This window comes from Chryseobacterium cheonjiense, from assembly GCF_012927265.1.
Classification (GTDB): Bacteria; Bacteroidota; Bacteroidia; order Flavobacteriales; family Weeksellaceae; genus Chryseobacterium; species Chryseobacterium cheonjiense.
The window spans coordinates 62,397-84,032 of the sequence record NZ_JABBGF010000004.1; the positions used below are offsets into that span (position 1 = coordinate 62,397).

The following is a 21,636-nucleotide window of genomic DNA, read 5'->3' on the forward strand; positions in this document are numbered from 1 at the left end:
CATTCGCTTTAATTTATTACCTTTATCTCAAAGTTGAAAGACTTTTAGTTTTACTATTTAATTTATATTATGAAAAAAGTTATCTTAGGGTTAGCAGTTGTAAGCACCGTTTTCATGAAGGCACAAACCCAGATTATCGCACACAGAGGATATTGGCAAACCCAGCCTCCGACTACAGAAAATTCTCTGAAATCACTTGAAAATGCTCAGAATCTGAAAATTTATGGTTCCGAATTCGATGTACGGATGACCAAAGACGGAATTTTGGTTGTAAATCACGATGAGCATCACGCAAAAATGGAAATTTCCGAAACAGATTTTAAAGAGCTGAAAAAAGTAAAGCTTTCCAACGGTGAAAACTTTCCTACATTAAAAGATTATCTTAAACAGGGAAAGAAGGATAAAGTCCTAAAGCTTATCGTTGAAATAAAACCCGATAAAACTGAGGAAAAAGAAAATGAGCTTACGGCAAAAACCATCAAAATGATTAAAGACATGAAGCTGGATGGGCAATGTGAATTTATCTCCTTCAGCTTAAACATCTGCAAAGAAATCAAAAAACTGGAACCGAAATTTAAAGTTCAGTATCTGAAAGGAGAACTTTCACCACAGCAGATCAAGGAAGAGGGACTAGACGGAATGGATTACCATTTCAGCGTGTTCCAAAAGAATCCAACTTGGATCGCCGAAGCAAAATCCTTAGGTTTAATAACAAATGCATGGACGGTAAATGATGCTGCAGTTTCTGATGAACTGAAAAAACAGGGCATTGGTTTTATTACCACCAACATTCCGGATCAGCTGAAATAAATAAGCTATAATAATACTGTAAAGTCTGTCTTTTGAGGCAGACTTTTTTTTATTTCCTTTTACGATTAATTACAAAAGCTCAATATTTATGGCAGATATGGTGTAATGTTATTTTATCAGGAAAAGACAATAAAGTTATGCAAATACTCTCGGAATACCGTATTAAAAATACTTAATCAGTTTAAACGGTTAGGAACCAAAGCTGTATAGATATTCGTTAAAGATAAATTAATATAGTGTTTAATAATTCTTTAATAAATGTTAAAATCAAGTTAAAACCATAACCGTAATGTCGGTTTAATTTTGCGCAAACAAAAAGGATATGCGTAAAGAGACACAAAAAGTACTGATATTATCACTATTGGGATTGGTGAGTGTAAATCTGGCGGCTCAGCAAAAAGCAAAAAGAGACACCATTAAAAACATTGACGAAGTAGTGGTAACAGCATTAGGTATCAAAAGGCAGGACAGGTCTTTAGGATATGTAGCGGAAACCATTAAATCTGATGAGTTGTTAAAAACTCAGAACAATAACTGGTCGCAGGCTCTTGAAGGTAAGGTTGCAGGACTTAAGATACAGACAGCAGGAGCGGGGCCATTGGGAAGCTCTATCATTAAACTACGAGGAGATATTTCCATGAATCCTGATCAGAATAATGCGCTTATCGTAGTAGACGGCGTGCCTCTGAACAATAATACTACAGGAACGGGTTTTTCGGCATACGGAGCAGGAGCCAAAGCAGATTTACCTATTGATTACGGAAACGGGATCAATACCATTAATCCTGAAGATATAGAATCTATTACTGTTCTTAAAGGATCTACAGCATCTGCCTTATACGGTTCAAGAGGAGCCGGCGGTGCAATTATGATCACAACGAAATCCGGAAAAAGCAAAAAAGGAAAAGTTCAGGTAAGCTTAAATTCATATTCAAGCTACGATACGGTGCTTAAATGGCCCGATTATCAATATGAATACGGTCAGGGAACATTACAAAAAGATACACAGGGTAACTTCTTCTACTCTTACGGTGCCTCTGCAGACGGAATCAACACCGGTTCTACCAGCAGTGCATTCGGTCCGAAATTCGCCGGGCAGTATTACTTCCAGTATGATCCGGATCTGGAAGGGCAGAGTGCCGAAAGAAAACTCTGGCAGCCTTACAAAGATAATATCAAAGGATTCTGGGAGACAGGAACCACTTTTTCGAACAATATTTCGGTAGAAGCATCCAATGAGAATACATCTTTCAGGTCATCTTTAACGTATTTAAAAAACGAATGGATGATGCCAAACACCGGTTTCGACAGGTTCAACGCTGCTTTTTCAGTGGATCATAATTTAAGTGAAAAATTAAAAATCGGGATCAAGTTAAACTACAGCAAAACAAAAAGTGACAATCTTCCTGCTACCGGATACAGTAACCAGTCGATTTCCTACTTCATGATTTTCCAGAATCCGAATGTAGATCTGTCATGGTACAGACCGATTTGGAAAAAAGGCAAGGAACAGGTTGATCAGGTACATCCGTTCAGTTCATTTATTGATAATCCTTATCTCATTGCTTATGAAATGCTGAATGGGGTCGATAAAAATTTTATCACCGGAAATGTTAACCTCAACTATAAGATTACCAAAAATCTGGATGTGATGGTACGATCCGGTATGGAGCTGAACAACGAACTCCGTACGCAGAAAAGACCGTGGAGTTCGGCCAACTATCTTCAGGGAATGTACAGGGAGCAGCACATCAGGTTGATGGATTTGAATAATGATGTTTTGTTCACCTACAGAAATTCATTCAACGATTTTGACTTCAGCGCTTCTGCCGGGGGAAATATCCGTTACACGGAATATATCATGAATGATTATATTGCAGAGGGACTTCTGAAACCGGGAGTATATACCTTGCCAAACGGTATTTCAAACATTTCAAAATTCGCAAGACCTAATGACAAACAGGTAAACAGTGCCTATGCTTTAGCAACATTAAGCTATAAAAATAAAATATTCCTGGATCTTACTGCAAGAAATGACTGGAGCAGCACCCTTCCGAAAGAAAACAGATCTTATTTCTATCCTTCAGCGGCGACTTCATTTATTCTTTCAGATATTTTTAACTTATCTTCTAATACTTTAAATTACTGGAAATTAAGAGCTTCCTGGTCTAAAGTGGGAAATGATACCGATCCTTACCAGCTTATCCAGTACTATAATAACAGTGATTTTGCAGGATCTGTAGAATCTCCGTCTCTGTATCCGAATCCGAACCTGAGACCGAATATGATCACCAATATTGAAGGCGGAATGGATTTTACCATTCTTAAAAACAGAATCAATTATACCATCACGGCTTATCAGAATAACTCTAAAGATCAGATTATCAGAATTCCTACTTTATGGGAAACAGGATACAGCACCAAAGTAATCAATGCCGGTGAAGTAAGAAACAGAGGCCTTGAAATGACATTGAACGCTTATGCCGTGAAAAATAAAAAATTCTCCTGGAGTATTAATGCCAACTGGTCTATGAACAGGAATAAAATTCTCTCCCTGCCGGAGGAATTCAACGGCGAACCGTATACCATGGGAAGTGTGGGAGGCGTAGTTTACTTCAATGCTTTCGTAGGAGGCTCACTGGGAGATATGTATGGCTACGGACTGATGTATGCTCCGGACGGACAGGTTATTTATAATTCAACGGATGGTCTTACTGCGAAACCAACCCAAATGAAAAAAATCGGCAATGCCTATCCAAAATGGAGAGCAGGAATCCAGAATGAATTCAGATATAAGGGGATTACCGTAAGTTTCTCATTTGACGGACAGTACAAAGGAATGGCTTATTCCCAGTCGCATCACAAAATGACAGAACAGGGGAAACTGGAACATACTTTATTCGGAAGAGAAAATCCGGGCGGTATGATCGTGGGTGAAGGGGTCGTGCAGAATGCGGACGGATCTTTCTCTCCAAATACCAAGCCTATTTTATTGTCGTCATATTACGCCGATTATTACAGAAGAGCCAACGTAGAAACCAATACTTTCGATACTTCTTTCATTAAACTTAGAGACGCAAGAATTGCCTATACTTTCTCTAAAAATGTTACTGATCAGCTTAAAATATCGGAACTCACACTCGCCTTATTCGGAAGAAACCTCTGGATGTGGACGAAGTTCCCGCTGTTTGATCCTGAAGTGGCAACCTTAAATGATAATCAGATCACTCCGGGAGTGGAAATGGGACAATTGCCGACAGCAAGAACGGTTGGTATTCAGCTTAATGTTAAATTTTAAAATCTTAAACATGAAAAAATTATTCTTACATACATTATTAATTGCAGCCATCGGTTCAGCCACAGTATCGTGCAGCAGAAGCCTTGATGAGGTAAATACCGACAACAGCAGGATCAGCGAACCTGTCGCATCAAAATTACTGGTGCCGATAGAATACAATATGGCAGCTGTGAATTATATGAGAGCCAATGATTTCACATTTGATCTTATGCAGATTTCCCTTGACTTTCCGAACGAAGGAAATACCCTCAGCAGATACAACATTACCGAAAATACCGGAGCAGGATTCTGGAACAACAGTTACAAATGGATCAAGCAGGTAAAAGACATGAAAATGGCCGCCGAAAGGGATAATGATCCCAATTATACAGCTATTGCCATGGTTCTTAATGCATGGATCTACTCCAATCTCACAGATACTTACGGCGACGTGCCGTTTTCCGAAGCGTCAAGTCTTGATGATGGCAATGCACAGCCGAAATTTGATAAGCAGAAAGATATTTATGTAAAGCTGTTGGATGATTTAAAGACTGCAAACACACTGTTCGTTACCACAAAAACGCTTACCGGTCCCGATATTTTTTATAAGGCTGAAAGTGATGCGAACGGAATTGTAAACTGGAAGAAATTCTGTAACTCGCTTTCATTGCGTTTGTTAACAAGGATTTTAAGCAAAAACGGAGAAGTAAATGTTACCGAGAGAATTCAGGAAATCATCAGTGACCCTGTTAAATTCCCTATTTTCCAGAATAACAGCGAAACAGCAAAGGTAAATGTGACAGGAGTAGCACCGCTTCTTCCTCCGATTACAAGACCGCAGGATTTTACTACGGGTAGAGTGGCTTCTGCATTTTTCGTAGAAACTTTAAAAGCCAATAATGACCCGAGAATGGCCATGTTTTTCGGACAGGCCAAAAGTATTCCCGGAAATGCCAACATCGGATACAAAGGAGCTCCGTCAGGATATGCATATGGTACCACTTTCGATTACCAGCCTTCCAATATGAACCAGAATCTTGCAAAAGCACCATTGAACATTTTGGTATATCCCTATGCCGAGTTGCAATTTACTCTTGCCGAACTGGCTTTTAAAGGAATCATCCCGGGAAATGCGCAAACTTATTATGAAAATGGAGTAAAAGCAGCAATCGAACAGTGGGGAGCAACAGTACCTGCCAATTATTTCACCAATCCGAATGTGGCCTACAATGGAACACTGGAAAGAATTATGCTTCAGAAATATGTCGCCTTGTTTTTTGTAGATCAGCAGCAGTGGTTCGAGAAAAAAAGAACCGGTTTCCCGATACTTCCGAACAACGGAGGATTGCTCAATAATGGTGTCCTGCCTTCAAGATTAATGTACCCGCCAAATCCGAGAATATTGAATACATCAAATTACCAGTCGGCAGTTCAGCAGATGGGAGGCGACAATATCAACGTAAAAGTCTGGTGGAATAAACCGTAAAGCTTATCAGTAGGGTCGGGCTTTAGCCCGATCTTTAAAAAAATAGTCAAAATTGGCTTTAGCCAAACTCAAATTTAAATATCAATCAAATGAATATAAAATTTTTAGTGCCGTGCCTGCTTATTTCAGCGATGGCATTCTCACAGGCTTCTGTTTCAGGATATGTATATGAAGACAGCAATAGAAATCAGAAAAAAGAAAACAGAGAAAAAGGAATTGAAGGAGTAGCCGTTTCCAACGGAATCCAGGTAATTCTTACAGATAAAAACGGAAGATACAGTCTTCCCATCCAGGAAGGTCAGTCGATTTTTGTGATCAAGCCTTCCGGATATATGACACCGGTAAATGCCAATAATTTACCTCAATATTATTATCAGTACAAGCCGAAGGGTTCACCTGCAGATTTTAAATACAAAGGATCTGCCCCAACAGGAGAACTTCCGAAGGAGATCAATTTTGCCTTACATAAACAAAACGAAAGCAAAAATTTTGACATCCTTGTTTTCGGTGATCCTCAGCCTTATACCGAGAAGCAATTGGATTATTTTAAAAGAGCCATTGTAAACGAAGTAAAAAGCACCAAGAAAAATGCGGTGTTGGGAATCAGTCTTGGGGATTTGGTAGGAGATAACCTTAGCCTCCAGAAACCTTATGCCGATGTAATGAAGGAAATCGGATTGCCTTGGTACAATGTGATGGGAAATCATGATATGAACTACGAAGCCAAAGAAGATCTTCTTTCTGATGAAACTTTTGAATCGAATTTCGGACCGGCAAATTATTCATTCAATTACGGAAATGTTCACTTTATTATTCTGGATGATATTTTGTACCCCGATCCGAGAGACGGGAAAGGATATTGGGGAGGTTTCCGTGAAGATCAGATGCAATTCATTGAAAATGATCTGAAATTGGTTGATAAAAACAAATTAATTGTTGTGTCCTTCCATATTCCATTAGAACACAAAAATGAAGATAATTTCAGAAATGCTGATCGTCAGAAATTATTTGATTTTTTAACACCATTTAAAAATACTTTGGTTCTATCGGCGCACACCCACATCCAGCAGCAGCTTTTTTACGGGAAAGAAGCGGGATGGAACGGTACGAAAGACCTTCACGAATACAACGTAGGAACTACCTGCGGCGACTGGTGGTCCGGAACATCGGACGATTTAGGCTTACCAACGTCTACGATGAGAGACGGAACCGCCAAAGGATATTCTTTTATCAGCTTTAAAGACAATGAATACAAGGTTAAATATAAAACTGCCGGAAAACCGGAAGATTATCAGATCAACATGTATGTTCCGAAAGTGATCCCTTTTCCTTCAAAAACATCTGCAAAAGTATTGGCCAATTTCTTCATGGGAAGCAAAAAAGATAAAGTTGAATACAGAATAGACGGCGATAAGTGGGAAGAAATGCAGTATGATGAAACAGTAGATCCTAGTTTTGCCATGTCGGTTTTCAAATGGGACACCACCAAAAATATTTTTCCGGGAAGAAGACCTTCCAACCCGGAAATATCAAAACATATCTGGACGGGCGATTTTTCCAAAAAACTTACTCTGGGAAAACACAAAGTTGAGGTGAGAGCAACGGATATGTATGGAAACCAGTTTTCAGCTTCAGAAGAATTTGAAGTACAGAATCAGATTCTTATCCCTTAATTTTTTTTTATTACTATACTTTCAAAGAAGCCGGCCCTTTTGGGTCGGTTTTAATTTTTGAAAATTAATTTTAACCTAACCTTCAAGGTTTTGGAAACCTTGAAGGTTATAATCTTATATATTTAACATAAAACATTTATTATATCAATCATTACAATAAGCCACTCTGTTTCTCTTTCCAAATCATCTTTCGTAAATTTGCATAACGAATAAAATAAATTCTTAAAAAATGAATATTAACGGAAAAAATGCCATCATTACCGGTGGAGGTAGAGGATTAGGTAAAGCAGTAGCTCTTGCGCTTGCCGCCGAAGGTGTGAATATCGGAATCACAGGAAGAAATGAAGAAAACCTGAAAATGACGGTTGACGAAATCCGTAAATTGGGAGTAAAAGCTGGATACGCCGTTTTCAGCATCGACAACGAAATACATGTAAAGGCAGGAATAGAATCTTTGGCAGAACAATTGGGCGGAATTGATATCCTGATCAACAATGCAGGAATCGGTGATTTCGGATCTATTGAAGAAATGCCTTCCGAAACCTGGGAACAGGTTATTAAAACCAATCTTTTCGGGGTATACTATGCAGCAAAAGCTGTATATCCTTTTATGAAATCAAAAGGAGAAGGCGATATCATTAACGTCGCCTCAACAGCGGGCTTAAAAGGAGGACCGAATATGTCGGCTTATGCCGCTTCAAAAGCAGCCGTTGTTTCCCTTTCGCAGTCGATGATGGCAGAATGGAGAAAACAGAATATCCGTGTCGTTACTCTTACGCCAAGCACAATTGCTTCGGATATGTCGATTCAGGGAGGTCTTACAGACGGAAATCCGGAAAAAGTATTGCAGCCGGAAGATTTTGCAGAATGGGTAAGGGATATTTTAAAAATGAACAGAAGAGCATTGATCGCAAACGGTTCGATTTTCTCTACAAATCCTTAAACAGTTGAAATTTAAAGTTTAATGTTTTAGGTTTAAAGTTTTTTTACTTAATCAAAAATAATTATAAGCGGACTAAGGTTCGCTTTTTTTTATGACAAGGTTGTCATTCTGAATGGGTTTTATGAACGTCGTTCAGTTTTTGCACATGAAAATATTCTCAACAATTTCAAAGATCTTTGTGTTTCTTCGGGTTAAAAAACAAAAGAACAATATTTCAATAAAATCAAAAAAGTAGTTTTATTTTTGCAACAAATTATTCACATGCAAAATTATTTAGAATTCAATTTCAAAATTTCTCCGCTTCAGCCTTGGAACGAAATATTAATGGCAGAACTTATTGAGATCGGTTTCGACAGCTTTACGGAAGAAATTGACGGGATTTTGGGATATATTCAGAAAGAATTATTTAATGAAGATGATCTGAAGGCATTGCCGCTTTTTCAGAATGAAGAGGTAAAAATAGAATATACGTTTCAGGAAATGCCGAATATCAACTGGAATGAAGAATGGGAAAAAAACTTTGAGCCGATCAATATTGATGATAAAGTACTGATCCGCGCCGAATTTCATGAATCGGTTCCGGGAATGCATGAAATTGTTATTCAGCCTAAAATGTCCTTCGGAACAGGGCATCATCCCACCACGCATCTCATGATCCAGCAGATGATGGATATGGATTTTAAAGATAAAAAAGTTCTCGATATGGGTTGCGGAACATCGGTTCTGGCCATTTATGCAAAACAGATCGGAGCCGGGGACACAAAAGCAATCGATATTGATGAATGGTCGGTAGAGAATTCAAAAGAAAATGCAGCAAGAAATAATGTGGGGCTGGATATCGAACTGGGAACGGCAGAAAATTTAGGCCAAGAAAATTATGATATTATTCTGGCTAATATCAACAGGAATATTTTGATTTCAGACATCCCGACTTATGTTTCGGTATTGAATGACGGCGGAAAATTATTGCTTTCCGGATTATGCTTCTTTGACGTAGATGATATTCTGGAAGTTTGCAGAGAAAACGGTCTGGAGCTTAAAAAACAGCTTCAGCGCGAAGAATGGGTAAGTTTATTGCTTGAAAAATAAACATCACAAATAGTATTATGAAATTCTTTTTTACTGCTCTTTTTTTATTTGTCCTTCAGATTTTTCATGCTCAGGAAGAAAATGATACATATGCAAACGGAGTTTTTGAGTTTGAAGAAAATAAGGTGCAGAAAATATTTACCGACTGGACGAGAATCAGGCAGTCTCCCAATGTCGATTCATCCGTTTTGGATTCTCTGCAGGCCAATCAGGAAGTTGTAATTCTTAAAAAAGAAAATTCTGTTTTGAAATTGGGTGAAAGATCAGCTAACTGGTATAAAATCTCCTACCAGAAAAACGGGAAAACTTCCGAAGGATATCTCTGGGGAGGAAATCTTTGTATCGGTTACCGAAATAAAAACGGATATGATTTTTTATTTGGTTTAGCGAAAACATTAAATAAGAAAAATCCTGGTTTCGAAGGTTCGATCCAACAGAATTATGCTTCTGTAAAGGTTTTGGAAGGAAGTATTCTTTTGGATGAAATTTCTTTCGAAACAGGCTCCGGAGAAAGCCTGAACTATGGAAATTTTGTCACCGAAAGCAACCATAAGCTTAAAAATGTTGAGCTGACCTTAAAAGCAACTGTTTCCGGTGAGGCATGCGGAATTCCGAGTTATGAACAATATATTCTGTTTACGAATAAAAAATTAGTTTCATTACCGCAATTAATGAATGTGGGTGATGCCGATGTGTATTATCATTCCGAAGAATTCATTTTTCCAAACGATAAAGCAGGAATTCCCAATGCTTTCATTTTTAAAATGGAGGAAATGGAAAAAGATGACAATGACCGTGAAAAGAAGAAGCATGCATCAGCAATTTATCTCTGGAACGGTAGTTCTTACAGAAAGAAATAATTATCTGTTTCCTAACAATACTTTTTTCAGATCTCCGGCTTCTTTAAAAAGCAAATACAGAATGTAAGACGCAAATACCATGATACCGATAATTGCGGCAGCAACTCCTAAAATAATGGATCCTGCTGAAAATTTATTTCTCCACATGATCCATAATCCGGAAAGGATAAGGTAGCAGGTAAAGTCAAGATTGAACTGGGCGTTCCATCCCGGAGTAAGAATATTTCCAAAGAATACACTAAACAGATCTGCTCCTTCTTTCTGGAAAGCCAGAACAGAGAATATCATTAATAAAATGATTTGGGAAAGCAATAATAATTTGAACACAAAATATTTTTTCATAAGATAAGAATTTAAGATTGAGCTGGCTTCCAAAGCGGGCCTGTAGCGATAATGAGAACAGTAATATTAATGAATACATTGCTGGTGTTTCCCGAAGCTGCAGAACCGGTGCTGTCCAATAAAAACCATGCGATGAGACCTGCCAGTACAGCCTTTCTTACTTCATTCGGCGCCTTGTCATACACCCATTTTCGCAGAAACCATATACATACTCCCCATCCGAACAGAAACCCTCCGGTAAGTGCAGATAAGAAACGTGTGGTAGAAGCGTCATAATTTTGTATGCCGTCCACAGGAAGGCTTAGTAAATCTAATGTCCATCTTGCGGGTTCTGAGGTTTCCGGCATAGATCCCAGAAAGAAAACCGGACCAAATGAACCGACTGTAATTGCTGTTATTTTAAGATAAAACTTATGGAATTGTTCCGTCATCTGTTAATTTTTATGCAAAATTAATCAGCAGGCTGTTAGGATTTTAGACGCTTCCGTACAATATTATTCGAAATTTTTGGCAATTTTTGCAAGATTTTCAAAATAGGAAGTCAGCCAGCTTGTCGTAAGATTTTCCTGATTAATGCGGAGGAAAAAATTCTCCAGGGCGAGTTCAAACAAGCCTTCCATCTGTCTGATGCTCAAAGCAAGATTAAGATCTTCTGACCAGATCCTTACGAAGTCTGTTCCAATAATCTGATTGGATTTGTCAAGCACTGTTTTATAATTTTCCCGATCCTGATTGAAACGCAGCTGTCTGTTGAATAATAAGTCGATCTTATGCTCGGTTAAAATATTTATTAATTCAGGATTGATTTTTTTTACAGCCTTTTCTTTATCTGCAATAATCCTGCACTGAAAAATATGAAATGCAAAAAGCTGATCCAAAAATAACTCGGTATCAGCAAAATGATGGTAAAATGAAGATTTGCTTACTCCCGTTATTTTGGCAAGCTTCTCTATCTTAAGTCCGTTTTCGCCATGTATTGCGAAGTTTTTATAACCTTCAAGAATCCAAATCTGTTTTCCCGGATTGCTATTTTTCGTATCAATATATTTTTCTGTCATTCAACTTTTGAACAAATGTCCGTCATTCAAATGTCATTGATTTTACTGACGGGCATTGGTATTAATTCAATGTGTAATGTACGGTAATTTTTGTATTCAACAATTTGGAAACCGGGCAGTTTGCTTCGGCATCTTTTACCAGTTCGTCGAATTTTGCAGGATCTATGCCTGTAACTTTTGCGAAAAGCGTAAGGTTGGATTGTGTAATGCTGCCGTCTTCCAGTACAATCTCGCATTCGGTTTTTAGCTCATCTGCCGCAAGACCTGCTGCCTGAATGTTAAAAGCCAGTTTCATGCTGAAGCATCCTGCATGTGCCGCTGCAATAAGTTCTTCAGGATTAGTGCCGATGCCATCTGCAAAACGGGAATTAAAGCCATATTGTGTATCATTTAATACGGTGCTTTGGGTGCTTAAACTTCCTTTTCCTTCCTTACCTGTTCCGCTCCATACTGCGGTTGATTTTCTTTTAATCTGCATACTATTCGTGTTTTTTATTTATATTTTTAATTAAATTAATTTATTTTGAAGCAAACCTCGAAATGATGATTCCCACGACAGCTACCATGTAAAACTGTCCTGCCATTCCGAAAAATGCTACAACCAGCCTGCTCATATCCGTTATCGGATAAATGTCACCAAAGCCAATACTGGTAAGCGTTATGAAGCTAAAATAAGATAATTCGTTATATACCTGAGAAATACTGTTTTGCGTAATCCCATGAAAAGATCCGCGAAAATTAAGCTCTATAAAAAGATAGGAAAACAGTGCGACCAGGCTTAGTATCATATAGCCACAAAAGGATCCTATAATCACGTTAATACGAATTTCCCTTGCCTTGGTAATCTGTCGCATCACTTCTATAAAAATAAACACATAATATAGAATAAAAAATACGGTAAGGAATTCGATAAACCATAAATTTTGGCTGAGAAATAAAAATCCTATGGGCATCAGAATGCTGATTAAACTAAAAATATTCTTGAGAACATTAATTCTTTTGCTTCTTTCTTTAAAGATTCCAAAGCACGCTGCTGCAATGAGAATCATATTGACCGGCCAGACATATTTCAGGAAAATCGTATTGTCGGGAAAAAGAATTTTATCAAAAAGCAAAAAAAGTAGGGCAGTTAACAAAAATTCAAACCTGTAATCACTGAGTCTCTGATGTATTCTTTTACTGTGCATTTATATAGCTCTCTATGGATCATACTGTTCACTATGACTGTCAAAAACCATAATAAAAACAGTGTTAATCAACTCTGTAATTGATAAATTTTAATGAATTACTCGCCTAATGCGGCTATAACGATTTTCGCTGTTTCACTGCCGCTGAAATTTTGTTGTCCGGTTACCAGATTCCCGTCTCTTACTGCAAAACCTTTCCATAAACCAGCTTGGATGTAATTGGCACCGATTGCTTTCATTTCATCTTCAATTCTCCAGGGCATAAGATGCTGATCTCTTGACAGGAGATTATAATCCCATACGGCATTATCTGCAAAATCTTCTTCCACATTGGCAAATCCGGTCATAGTTTTGCCTTTGGCTAAATATTCTCCATTACTAAGTTTCGCGTATTTAAGGATGGCAACACCGTGACATAGTGCTGCTGCTATTTTGCCGGCTTCGTAAAACGATACAAATTTCTGATGGAGGTCTGTTGCTTCCGCAAAGTTAAACATAGGAGCCTGTCCCCCGGCTACAACAATAGCATCAAATTTCGAAACGTCGATGTCAGAAACTTTTTTGGTATTTTCAACCAGGCTTTTTAAAGAAGGTGTGTGAATAAATCCCTGACTTATAAGGTCTGTTGAAGAATAACCGCTAGGATCATTAGGATCGCTCATAGAATCGGCTTCACATCTGCCTCCATTGGGAGAGAAGATCTCTATATGATAGCCTTTCTCTGAAAATTCATAATAGGGGTGGGTAAGCTCACTCCACCAAAAGCCAACCGGCCAACCGGTAGTTGTTGAAATGGCTGGATTGGCAATTACGATAGCAATTTTTTTCGGGTTCTCAGAACGAACCGCGTTCGTGTTTTTTAGGCTCATTTTGTTTTTTTACAGATACAAATTAATTACATATCTGCAATAAAACCAACAAGTGGTTCTTTTTGTAATAAGCTAACATTTTTGTAAGTAACAAGATTTAAAGCCTTTTCAATTTTTATAATTTTAATAATGTAATGGAATTGGCAAAATTTCTTTTATAATTAAGGATTGAAAATTAATCGGATACTGAAATTTCTCGTTCTCTTTGATATGCTTGCATCTTAGAATCATACTTTTCACTGTAAACAACAATCCAGTCTTTGGCATTAGAGGTAAATCCTCTATGATCGGAAAGATGTTTTCGTACTCTTTCTTGTAAGTTTTCACAAGAATGTCCGATATAATATTTATTTAGTGATTGAGAAAAAGGATATAACAATAACACATGGGAACTAATATAAACAAAAAACCTCATAACGAAAGCTATGAGGTTTTGTGAGCGCGAAAGGATTCGAACCTTTGACCGTCTGCTTAGAAGGCAGATGCTCTATCCAGCTGAGCTACGCACCCTAAAAAATAAAATTTAAAGTCGGGGCGGCAGGATTCGAACCTGCGACCTCCTGGTCCCAAACCAGGCGCGATGACCGGACTACGCTACGCCCCGATGAGATCATCTAAAACAGGTATATTACCTTGTTTTTTGTGGGTGCAAATATAGAGTCTTTTTTTGAATTATAAAAATAAAATCAGAATAATTTTTTAACAAAATCATTCCAGCAAATTTACATGATTAATAACCATTGTTTTATAGAAAATAATAATGAGAAAAATTTTACTTTCATTCTTTCTACCGGCAATACTTTCTATTGCTTTTAATTTCTATCCGGGTAAAATCAGCAAATACTTTTTAAAAAATAAAAATAGAACATATATATTTAGAACAACATTCTAATAACAGTATATGTATACATGAAATTGAAAATAAAGGTAAAAATTTACGGCAGCATTGCTTAAAATGAATGTAATGGAAGATGAAAAAGATTCTTTCCACTTTTTTCCAAGTAAGTATTTAAATCAGTAAATGACTGTAAATTAAAAGTTCACTAATCTGTCTTTAGTATACAGAATTTCAAGCTGCGATTAAATTTGTAAACAAAAAACCTCATAACAAAAGCTATGAGGTTCTGTGAACTTGGAAGGATTATCTTCGAACCGTCTGATACAAGATTTGAATTGGATTTTGAAATTAAATGTTTGATTATTAGATATTTGTGTTGGTGTTCGGAGAGTTCGAATCCTTTTGCGATATGTTGACGGGAGCGATTTTTCGAACTTTTGTCCTAATATTTTAAGAAGTATAATTGTCAATATATTGGTTTTCAGTATTTTGTGATTTGTAATTCAAGTTCGAATCCTCTTGCCATATTGATTTTTATTAAGTTTTCGGACTTTTATAATAGCTGAAATACATATTTAATAGATTGGAGTTGATAATAAATCAGCTCCAATTTTGTTTATAAAAGAAATGTATTTTTAATTACATGTTTTACAATTTCTTTTTTAACATGCAAGTGAGGGACTGGAACTTTCTTTGTTTTTAACCCTGTTAGAGCCGTTTTCAACCGATGCAGCATTTTGCAAGATTATGCCATAATCTTATTTTCCATGCCTAAAACTGCGCGTTTACGTCTCAACGGAAAGAGAGGGATTCTAACCCATCTCTTCCAAATTACTTTAAACCTATAAGGATGTTTTAAATTACTGCCATGAATTTGCTATAAGATATTTCAGCAGATTTAGGAAGTATATATTTCAGCGACTCCAAAGAACAACTTTTAATTTCTCAAAGGTACAAATTTTCATACTAGTGTTTTAAATATCTATGTAATTGATGAAAGAGGAGGTACTATTGTATCTTAAGGTTTTCCGAATTATTTTTTGTTTCTCCTATTTAGGATTAGCGAAACAGAATAAATATAGTAATTGTAAACCTGCTCTTCTAAAAATACATATATAGCCTGTAGACAGCGCTTAGCAAGATCTCTAAAGATCTTAAATTTACTCAGGACGTCAATAAAATGAGTTAATTAATACCTAAAAAGACGGGGTAGTACCCCATCCAATTTTTATAGATTATTTATTTCAAAGAGATGCTCAATTTGCCGCAGTTTACCTTCTTCCAATGTTGGTACAGATATAAATAATCTTTCTCGTGCCCGGCTAACCGCTACATAAAATATTCTGTGCTCCTCTGTTCTTAAGGTCTGACGAACCAAAAAATCAAAATGTTCCTCTTTTTTCAGAACCACCAGAACATTGTCAAATTCATCTCCTTTGGATTTATGAATGGTTTTACTTGGCGATCTTTCATTATCGATTCTTATGCAAACTGCTAGTTGCTGAAAAGAATAGCGTTCATAGAATTCCTTAGCCCTTCCTCTGGTGATGGCAGGAAAATTATTCCTTACATCAGTGCGCACATGATTGTAGAAATCCAAAAGCGGTTGATCGTGATATTCATCATATTTTGACAAAAGCTTTGAGAGTCCATCCAACGCCATAGCTTTTCGGTCATTTTTGTTTCTGATATGAAGGTAATTATACGACATTTCTTTCAAAGCATCTTTAAACCGCTTTTCTCTTGCAAATTCTGCGGCACTGATACAGGATAAAATTGCATTACGTCTATCAGAATTGTCAATCGCCTGTAAATCCTCTACAAGGTTGTGATCGGGTCTATCTGCTACCATTTGAGATCCGAGCTCGCGTGCAGTAATATTGTCCCATGAAAGGATGGTAAGGTTATCGCCACAAATTCCCTGTGCAAATTCACTTGCAAGTCTATAGTTTCCGATTAGGAGATTACATCTTTCACCTGTAACGTTTCTAAGAGGTTCCTGTCCCATGTCCTTTCGGATGTGGTTGAGGATGCCGACGATTTCATTTGTACTTCTTCGATTGTCGATAATTCTATAATCCTTTAAACCTTCCAAATGATAATCTGTAAACTGTGCGGGTTCTGCTCCCTGAAAGCTATAAATGGACTGGGCTATATCACCGATTATACCGGTAACAGTGCCACTCGCACCGATTAGTTTCAATATTCTGGCCTGGATAGGACTTGTGTCCTGAAATTCATCAATGAAGAAATAGGGATATTTTGTTTTCAGAACCTCTACGATGAAAGGGTAGCGCGTTAGTAGGATATAGGAAAAGTATAATACGTCTTCATGGTGAAGGACTCCTCTTGCCCAGAATAATTTTTTGTAGGACAGCAGATCAGTAGACAATATATTTAGGCAGTTTGCTGCTCCAAAATTTCTTCGTGTACCATTAGGCATAAAATAGTAAGCTTTACTATTATCTACTGATAGGACAATCTGATCACCATTTAATTTAGTCTATTGTTGAAAGCCAGTTTGCTAGCCCTGTCATAAAGTAAGGAAGAGCTTTTAATTGATTGAGCGTATACGGATTTCTGAGGTTAGGTGCTCCTGGGTGTTCATCTAGCCACTCGGTAATTTTGCTCCGACTGGCTCTATGTTCCTCATGACCGTCCATTTTTATAGCATTGAAGCCAAATTCTTCGGCAATGGATCCAATATATGGTTTTATGACATTGCTATAAAGAAAGGCATGTATCGTTGAAACTTCGATTCTGTCTGCACCGAACTGTAGCCTTTTTACGATCGTCTCGACGGCCACGTTTGTGTATGTAATACATGCAATTTTTTTTGTTGCACCAAATTTGTTGGAACTTTGAAGCAGATGGCGCATATGATTTACAAGCCAATGTGTTTTTCCTGCGCCAGGTCCTGCAAATATTCTAAAATGCTCCTCCGTATCTATAATGGTTTCTGAGGTAATTGTTGTTATTGGCATATCCAGTGAATTGCTTGTTGAATATAATCAGGTACATTAAAGATCTTTCGTGTTTTATCTTCTGGATTTACTGCCATTTCAGGAAGAAGAAGATTTTCTTCAAGCAATGTTGCCAGTTCCAACGCATTTTCACCCTTGCCTACGGACGAAAGATATCTAAATGCCAGTATTACCTCCTTTCTTTCTTGCTGCGTCCAAGTATTATCAGCTAAACCTTCAAGTGCTGCCCTGAATGTTCTTGAGGCTGGGCTATCCCTCATTCTATTGAGAAGATCAACTTCAGGGCGACCATCGTTGTACCATTGTATTAGATCATTTAATTCATCTTTGTTTGAAATCGACCGAGTTAGAAGGATATCATTCTGAAGGTTGGAAAGCATAAGTTCGTATTCAAATGTTTTTCCATTTTTATGGTTTTGGCCGAAAAACCTAATATTTGGATGAGCTTGGTAGGTCTCCAATTTGTCTTCTATATGATTACGATAATCATATAAAGCTGCGTTTTGACCTACATCAAAGGTGTAGCATTTCCCAAAGCTTCCGCCTGCCTTACGCTTTCTTTCCGGATCCCTGTCTTTTAATACTAATACCATTTTAGGTATCGTAAAAGGCCGGGTTGAATCAAAAATCTGTAGGAAATGATCGAAGTATCTTCCTCCCACTGGAACAATCGCAATATGGTGATCTGCAATATCAATATCGATATACTTCGTTAGTGTTGGAAGTAAGACCTGTTCTGCGAGTCCTTCAACAAAAATCACTTTTTGTGCAAACAGCATGTCGGACCTGGTTGCATCCAAGAACCTCTGAACGTAGGCTTTTGATTCCCGGCCTTCGTCATTATCTGCAAAGCATTTTCCTGGATATCCTGCTACGATCTCATTGCCCAGATTATGTAGACATATGATATCATCTAATGAAACAGCCGATGTTATCTGTGTTGAGTGCGTAGTCACAAAAATCTGTCTTACCTTTCGTTCAAGTCTGTTTTCCTTTAGAAATTTCAAGAACTTATACTGCATGGAAGGGTGAAGATGTGCTTCTGGCTCTTCGATAGCCAGTACTGGGAAAACCTTCGCATTGCTACCAAGATATTTTCCATCAGAATTTACCTGCATTTTTGCAAGTAGAAGAGACATGTAGATCAAGTTATTATAACCAAGCCCATTATGTGTAGCAGGGATTTTAATATCTAGCCCCGCGTAGCCAATTATTAGCTTTAGTGCGGAAAAAAGTTCAACTTCAGAAATTCCTCCGTCGAAGTCAGGAGTAGCGTTATTAAAAGTTGCACCTGTCTGCCTTGCATAATTTAATATCTGGTCTTTCCCTGCACGCATCCGGCGCTGGAGTTCCGTAATCAACGCAGCAGCCTGGTCTGAGAAGACCTGTTTTGCGGCTTTGATTTCCGCTACTTTTTCCTCATTTGACTTTACAGCCTCATCTGTTGATTTTATGTCGTAATCCAAAAAGAAATCCAGAATTTCACGTAGCATCGTGTTGCGGCCAGTAAACATGTCTCTTTCAACATCTCTTATTGCATTCAAAAACTGGAAATCAAATTTTTGTAAAGAATCTGAATCCGCTGTCTGTAGGAGGGTAGGATCTCCTCCGTAAATTTTGTAGGTATAGAACCTTAGATAATCCTGCTTAATAACCTGCCATGCTTTGTCTTTCGTTTCACAGTCTGCTAATGCAGTTTCATATTCATCGTGTTTATCTACTGGGAGGAAAAATCTATACGTCAATTTAGCCTCATAATCAGCATTCAGTACAGTTAGCCAATCTGATACAGTGACAAGATCTTCACTATTGGCGGGTTCATCGATACTTTTTTTGAATGTTAAAGTAATAGTTACAGCTGGCGGGTTATTTTTAAGTTGCTCCAATGTCAAGCTTTTAGAAAAATCGTCCATTTCAAGACGTCTGGAGCTTTCACTGTTGATGACCAGACTGATCGCTTTTATTAGGCTTGTCTTTCCGGAATTGTTATGGCCGATTATTACATTTACGCCATCATTGAATAAAATCTCATTATGAGGGAAATTACGAAATCCCTCAATTGATATTTTTGAAATATACATAGGTTAAATAGCTTTCTTATAAAAATAATTAAAATTTTTGAATTGAAAGCTATTTCCTGTCATTCTATTTGACTAAGAGCAAAAGAATAAGATATCAATGGTACTACAACTTTATATCGATAAGATTTCTCACGGTGAAATTGAAATTGCGATGTGAACGGACTCTAAACTTGATAATATTAGATCGTTAGAAAAACGATCTTCTTTCTAAGCTCCTCTGATATTGATTTATTTGACCAAAGAGATGTTAAGCGTCAGGGATTGCAATGGAAATCCTTTTCATGCTGAAAAGATTGGAAAGAAAAGCCCCCCGAAGAGGACGCCCTAATAAAGTTCTTTTTATTTTTGCAGAAACAAACGATCATGAAAATCCTAAAAAGCAGTTTTTTCAGACCTAGGAAATGCCAGCACGGTAATTTTGAGCTTTCCCCTGATAAAGGCAGGGAGATCCTGCAGACTTTTATAGACTTTGAGTCAGGACTTCTTGTGGTCAGTACCATCAAGGGCAAAGAGGATTCTTCAAAATCCGGCGTACAGTGTGAAGTAAAGCAGCATCTTATAAATCTACAGTCACTCCAAATTCTTTCCAGCGATGATTATAAGGAATACTTTGACTATGGCCTCAAAGAATCCTACAGCCTCGACGGAAAACTACGGCTTATCTCCCAAAGGATCCATGACAAAGTGAGGAATAATGATTTTTTTGCTGAGAAGCTCTACGATACAGAGATGGGAACACTTATCAGCTCAGGAGAATCCCTGGCGTTTACAGCAGATAGGAGAGAGAACCTGCTGGAAAGACATTATTCCACTTTAAAATTGCAAAAGGAATCCCAGCGCAAAGAGACGGAAAAATTAAGCTTATCCGATCTTGAATCCATTCATAAAGCTGTCCTCAAGAAGGAAGTACCAATTATTTCATTTTTCGATGAGTTTTACTGCTATAAACTGATCTATACCGGAAAGCATTTTGAAATCCTCAGATACAGTATAAATGACAGAGAGTCAGAAAGTATTCCGGCAAAGCTTAGCACCTTTTTAAATATCGAAGATTTCTGGAAAGAAATTACGGTAGACCCCAATTGGTTCAGGACACTTAGTATTGATCACCAGCAATCTCTGCAGCCTTTTGTGCTTTCAAGAGAAGTGATCGAAACTTTCAACAGCTTAAAAAAAGAAAAAGAGCTCAGCTATGGACAGCATGAAAAAATCTATGCATGGGAATCCGGACTTAAAAGCAGGGGAGGTCAAACAGTTCTGTTCAAACTGCACAAAAGAAGTGAAATATAATCCACGTTACCCTAAATATATCTGCAGTATCTGTTCATCGAAAGATAAATACAGTCCGGACCGAATGCTTCTTGAATTTTACAATACAGACCTATCCGGCGGACTGAAGATTGTTTATAAAGACATACACGGCAATGTACTGGGGGAAGATGACTCTAAATCTGAATTCCTCTGCCTGATCGATGGTAAAGATTTCATCGTGCAGGAAGCAAGGTTCGGCGGGATTGTCATCCAGAAGAAGTAAAACATTACTCTGATGAATTTATTAATGAAAAAGCCCTGGGCTGGGAACCCAAGGCTTTCTACTATATTAACCTATTTTATGAAAAGTAATACTAAAACAGTTATTACTGATTTTAGTTTTCCGCTAATTTTTTTTGACTCGAGGGATACGGTAAAATCTACCTTCAGGGTAAAACAGGCAAATATTTTTTGAATTATCCTTATAAAACAGAAGCCTACCCGGTGACAATCTATCAATTAATAAGTTTTTTAGCTTATTGTACTCCAGGAACAAAATGGGTATTTGTTGGAGAGCGTATCCTTAATGGGAAAGAAGAAGTACGGGCTTATATGAAAGAATTCTATTATGAGCCTCCTGTATTCAGCGTGGAAAAAACTATCGAAGATGGCGATTTTGTGATGGTGACCGGAGAAATCCGACTAAAAAATAAAGAAGGGAAATATGAGCATTTTGATTATTGTGATCTTTGGCGATTCGAGGATGGAAAGATAGCTGAGCTAAAAGCTTTTGTTATCAAGAAAAATAATTTTTAAAGATAGATTGCCTTAACACTTCTTGGGGATTGCGGGTAGCATGAGAACGTTGGAATTGTTCCATGCTATCGG

20 protein-coding genes and 2 tRNA genes are annotated in these 21,636 nt (G+C 37.5%); 10 read left to right on the forward strand and 12 right to left on the reverse strand.

From position 1 onward, the window contains the following. Nucleotides 1-69: 69 nt before the first annotated feature. From HHL20_RS17990 to HHL20_RS18020, 7 genes are all read left to right on the forward strand, one after another. Nucleotides 70-810 carry a glycerophosphodiester phosphodiesterase gene (locus HHL20_RS17990; protein WP_169232566.1) on the forward strand — a complete coding sequence of 247 codons (741 nt, stop codon included), beginning with the start codon at nucleotides 70-72 and terminating at the stop codon, nucleotides 808-810. A gap of 322 nt (nucleotides 811-1,132) precedes the next feature. After that, nucleotides 1,133-4,108, forward strand: coding sequence for a SusC/RagA family TonB-linked outer membrane protein (locus HHL20_RS17995; protein WP_169232567.1), 2,976 nt, complete (start codon nucleotides 1,133-1,135; stop codon nucleotides 4,106-4,108). 10 nt (nucleotides 4,109-4,118) lie between these two features. Next, on the forward strand, nucleotides 4,119-5,573 hold the full coding sequence (locus HHL20_RS18000; protein WP_169232568.1) for a SusD/RagB family nutrient-binding outer membrane lipoprotein: 1,455 nt from the start codon (nucleotides 4,119-4,121) through the stop codon (nucleotides 5,571-5,573). Between the two features lie 89 nt (nucleotides 5,574-5,662). Continuing rightward, a complete protein-coding gene (locus HHL20_RS18005) occupies nucleotides 5,663-7,246 on the forward strand; it encodes a calcineurin-like phosphoesterase C-terminal domain-containing protein (RefSeq protein ID WP_169232569.1) in 1,584 nt (527 codons plus the stop codon). 229 nt (nucleotides 7,247-7,475) lie between these two features. Beyond that, complete coding sequence (locus HHL20_RS18010) at nucleotides 7,476-8,189, forward strand: 3-ketoacyl-ACP reductase (RefSeq protein ID WP_169232570.1); 714 nt, start codon at nucleotides 7,476-7,478, stop codon at nucleotides 8,187-8,189. Nucleotides 8,190-8,450: 261 nt separating this feature from the next. Beyond that, nucleotides 8,451-9,278, forward strand: a complete 828-nt coding sequence (prmA, locus tag HHL20_RS18015) for a 50S ribosomal protein L11 methyltransferase (protein ID WP_169232571.1) — start codon at nucleotides 8,451-8,453, stop codon at nucleotides 9,276-9,278. Between the two features lie 17 nt (nucleotides 9,279-9,295). Beyond that, the gene (locus HHL20_RS18020) at nucleotides 9,296-10,138 is read left to right on the forward strand and encodes an SH3 domain-containing protein (RefSeq protein WP_169232572.1); all 843 of its coding nucleotides are present in this window, start codon (nucleotides 9,296-9,298) and stop codon (nucleotides 10,136-10,138) included. Here the strand turns inward: HHL20_RS18020 and HHL20_RS18025 are convergent, their stop codons facing one another. From HHL20_RS18025 to HHL20_RS18080, 12 genes are all read right to left on the reverse strand, one after another. Next, nucleotides 10,139-10,480 carry a hypothetical protein gene (locus HHL20_RS18025; protein WP_169232573.1) on the reverse strand — a complete coding sequence of 114 codons (342 nt, stop codon included), beginning with the start codon at nucleotides 10,478-10,480 and terminating at the stop codon, nucleotides 10,139-10,141. Between the two features lie 11 nt (nucleotides 10,481-10,491). Then, nucleotides 10,492-10,911, reverse strand: a complete 420-nt coding sequence (locus HHL20_RS18030) for a hypothetical protein (RefSeq protein WP_169232574.1) — start codon at nucleotides 10,909-10,911, stop codon at nucleotides 10,492-10,494. 63 nt (nucleotides 10,912-10,974) lie between these two features. After that, entirely contained in the window at nucleotides 10,975-11,538 is a 564-nt protein-coding gene (locus HHL20_RS18035) for a TetR/AcrR family transcriptional regulator (RefSeq protein ID WP_169232575.1), read from the reverse strand. Between the two features lie 61 nt (nucleotides 11,539-11,599). Beyond that, nucleotides 11,600-12,010 carry an OsmC family protein gene (locus HHL20_RS18040; protein WP_317166059.1) on the reverse strand — a complete coding sequence of 137 codons (411 nt, stop codon included), beginning with the start codon at nucleotides 12,008-12,010 and terminating at the stop codon, nucleotides 11,600-11,602. A 46-nt stretch (nucleotides 12,011-12,056) separates the two neighbouring features. Next, nucleotides 12,057-12,725 (reverse strand): potassium channel family protein, encoded by a 669-nt coding sequence (locus HHL20_RS18045; protein WP_228463222.1) that lies wholly within the window; start codon nucleotides 12,723-12,725, stop codon nucleotides 12,057-12,059. 98 nt (nucleotides 12,726-12,823) lie between these two features. Then, nucleotides 12,824-13,594, reverse strand: a complete 771-nt coding sequence (locus HHL20_RS18050) for a type 1 glutamine amidotransferase domain-containing protein (RefSeq protein WP_169232578.1) — start codon at nucleotides 13,592-13,594, stop codon at nucleotides 12,824-12,826. A 175-nt stretch (nucleotides 13,595-13,769) separates the two neighbouring features. Beyond that, complete coding sequence (locus HHL20_RS18055; protein ID WP_169232579.1) at nucleotides 13,770-14,009, reverse strand: GIY-YIG nuclease family protein; 240 nt, start codon at nucleotides 14,007-14,009, stop codon at nucleotides 13,770-13,772. Nucleotides 14,010-14,030: 21 nt separating this feature from the next. Continuing rightward, nucleotides 14,031-14,104: transfer RNA gene (locus tag HHL20_RS18060), tRNA-Arg, on the reverse strand. Nucleotides 14,105-14,123: 19 nt separating this feature from the next. Beyond that, nucleotides 14,124-14,198 (reverse strand) — tRNA-Pro (locus HHL20_RS18065). A gap of 1,462 nt (nucleotides 14,199-15,660) precedes the next feature. Continuing rightward, nucleotides 15,661-16,875 carry a UvrD-helicase domain-containing protein gene (locus HHL20_RS18070; RefSeq protein ID WP_169232580.1) on the reverse strand — a complete coding sequence of 405 codons (1,215 nt, stop codon included), beginning with the start codon at nucleotides 16,873-16,875 and terminating at the stop codon, nucleotides 15,661-15,663. A gap of 55 nt (nucleotides 16,876-16,930) precedes the next feature. Then, on the reverse strand, nucleotides 16,931-17,416 hold the full coding sequence (locus HHL20_RS18075) for a UvrD-helicase domain-containing protein (protein WP_169232581.1): 486 nt from the start codon (nucleotides 17,414-17,416) through the stop codon (nucleotides 16,931-16,933). Further along, nucleotides 17,407-19,497 (reverse strand): ATP-dependent nuclease, encoded by a 2,091-nt coding sequence (locus tag HHL20_RS18080; protein ID WP_169232582.1) that lies wholly within the window; start codon nucleotides 19,495-19,497, stop codon nucleotides 17,407-17,409. Before HHL20_RS18080 ends, HHL20_RS18075 begins: the two co-directional genes overlap by 10 nt. A 363-nt stretch (nucleotides 19,498-19,860) precedes the next feature. On the opposite strand from HHL20_RS18080, the gene HHL20_RS18085 reads away from it, so the two are divergent. The 3 genes from HHL20_RS18085 (at nucleotide 19,861) to HHL20_RS18095 (ending at nucleotide 21,564) form a co-directional block, all read left to right on the forward strand. Continuing rightward, on the forward strand, nucleotides 19,861-20,787 hold the full coding sequence (locus HHL20_RS18085; RefSeq protein WP_169232583.1) for a hypothetical protein: 927 nt from the start codon (nucleotides 19,861-19,863) through the stop codon (nucleotides 20,785-20,787). Continuing rightward, entirely contained in the window at nucleotides 20,777-21,031 is a 255-nt protein-coding gene (locus HHL20_RS18090; protein WP_169232584.1) for a hypothetical protein, read from the forward strand. Before HHL20_RS18085 ends, HHL20_RS18090 begins: the two co-directional genes overlap by 11 nt. A 188-nt stretch (nucleotides 21,032-21,219) precedes the next feature. Beyond that, the gene (locus tag HHL20_RS18095) at nucleotides 21,220-21,564 is read left to right on the forward strand and encodes a nuclear transport factor 2 family protein (RefSeq protein ID WP_169232585.1); all 345 of its coding nucleotides are present in this window, start codon (nucleotides 21,220-21,222) and stop codon (nucleotides 21,562-21,564) included. Nucleotides 21,565-21,636 lie beyond the last annotated feature (72 nt).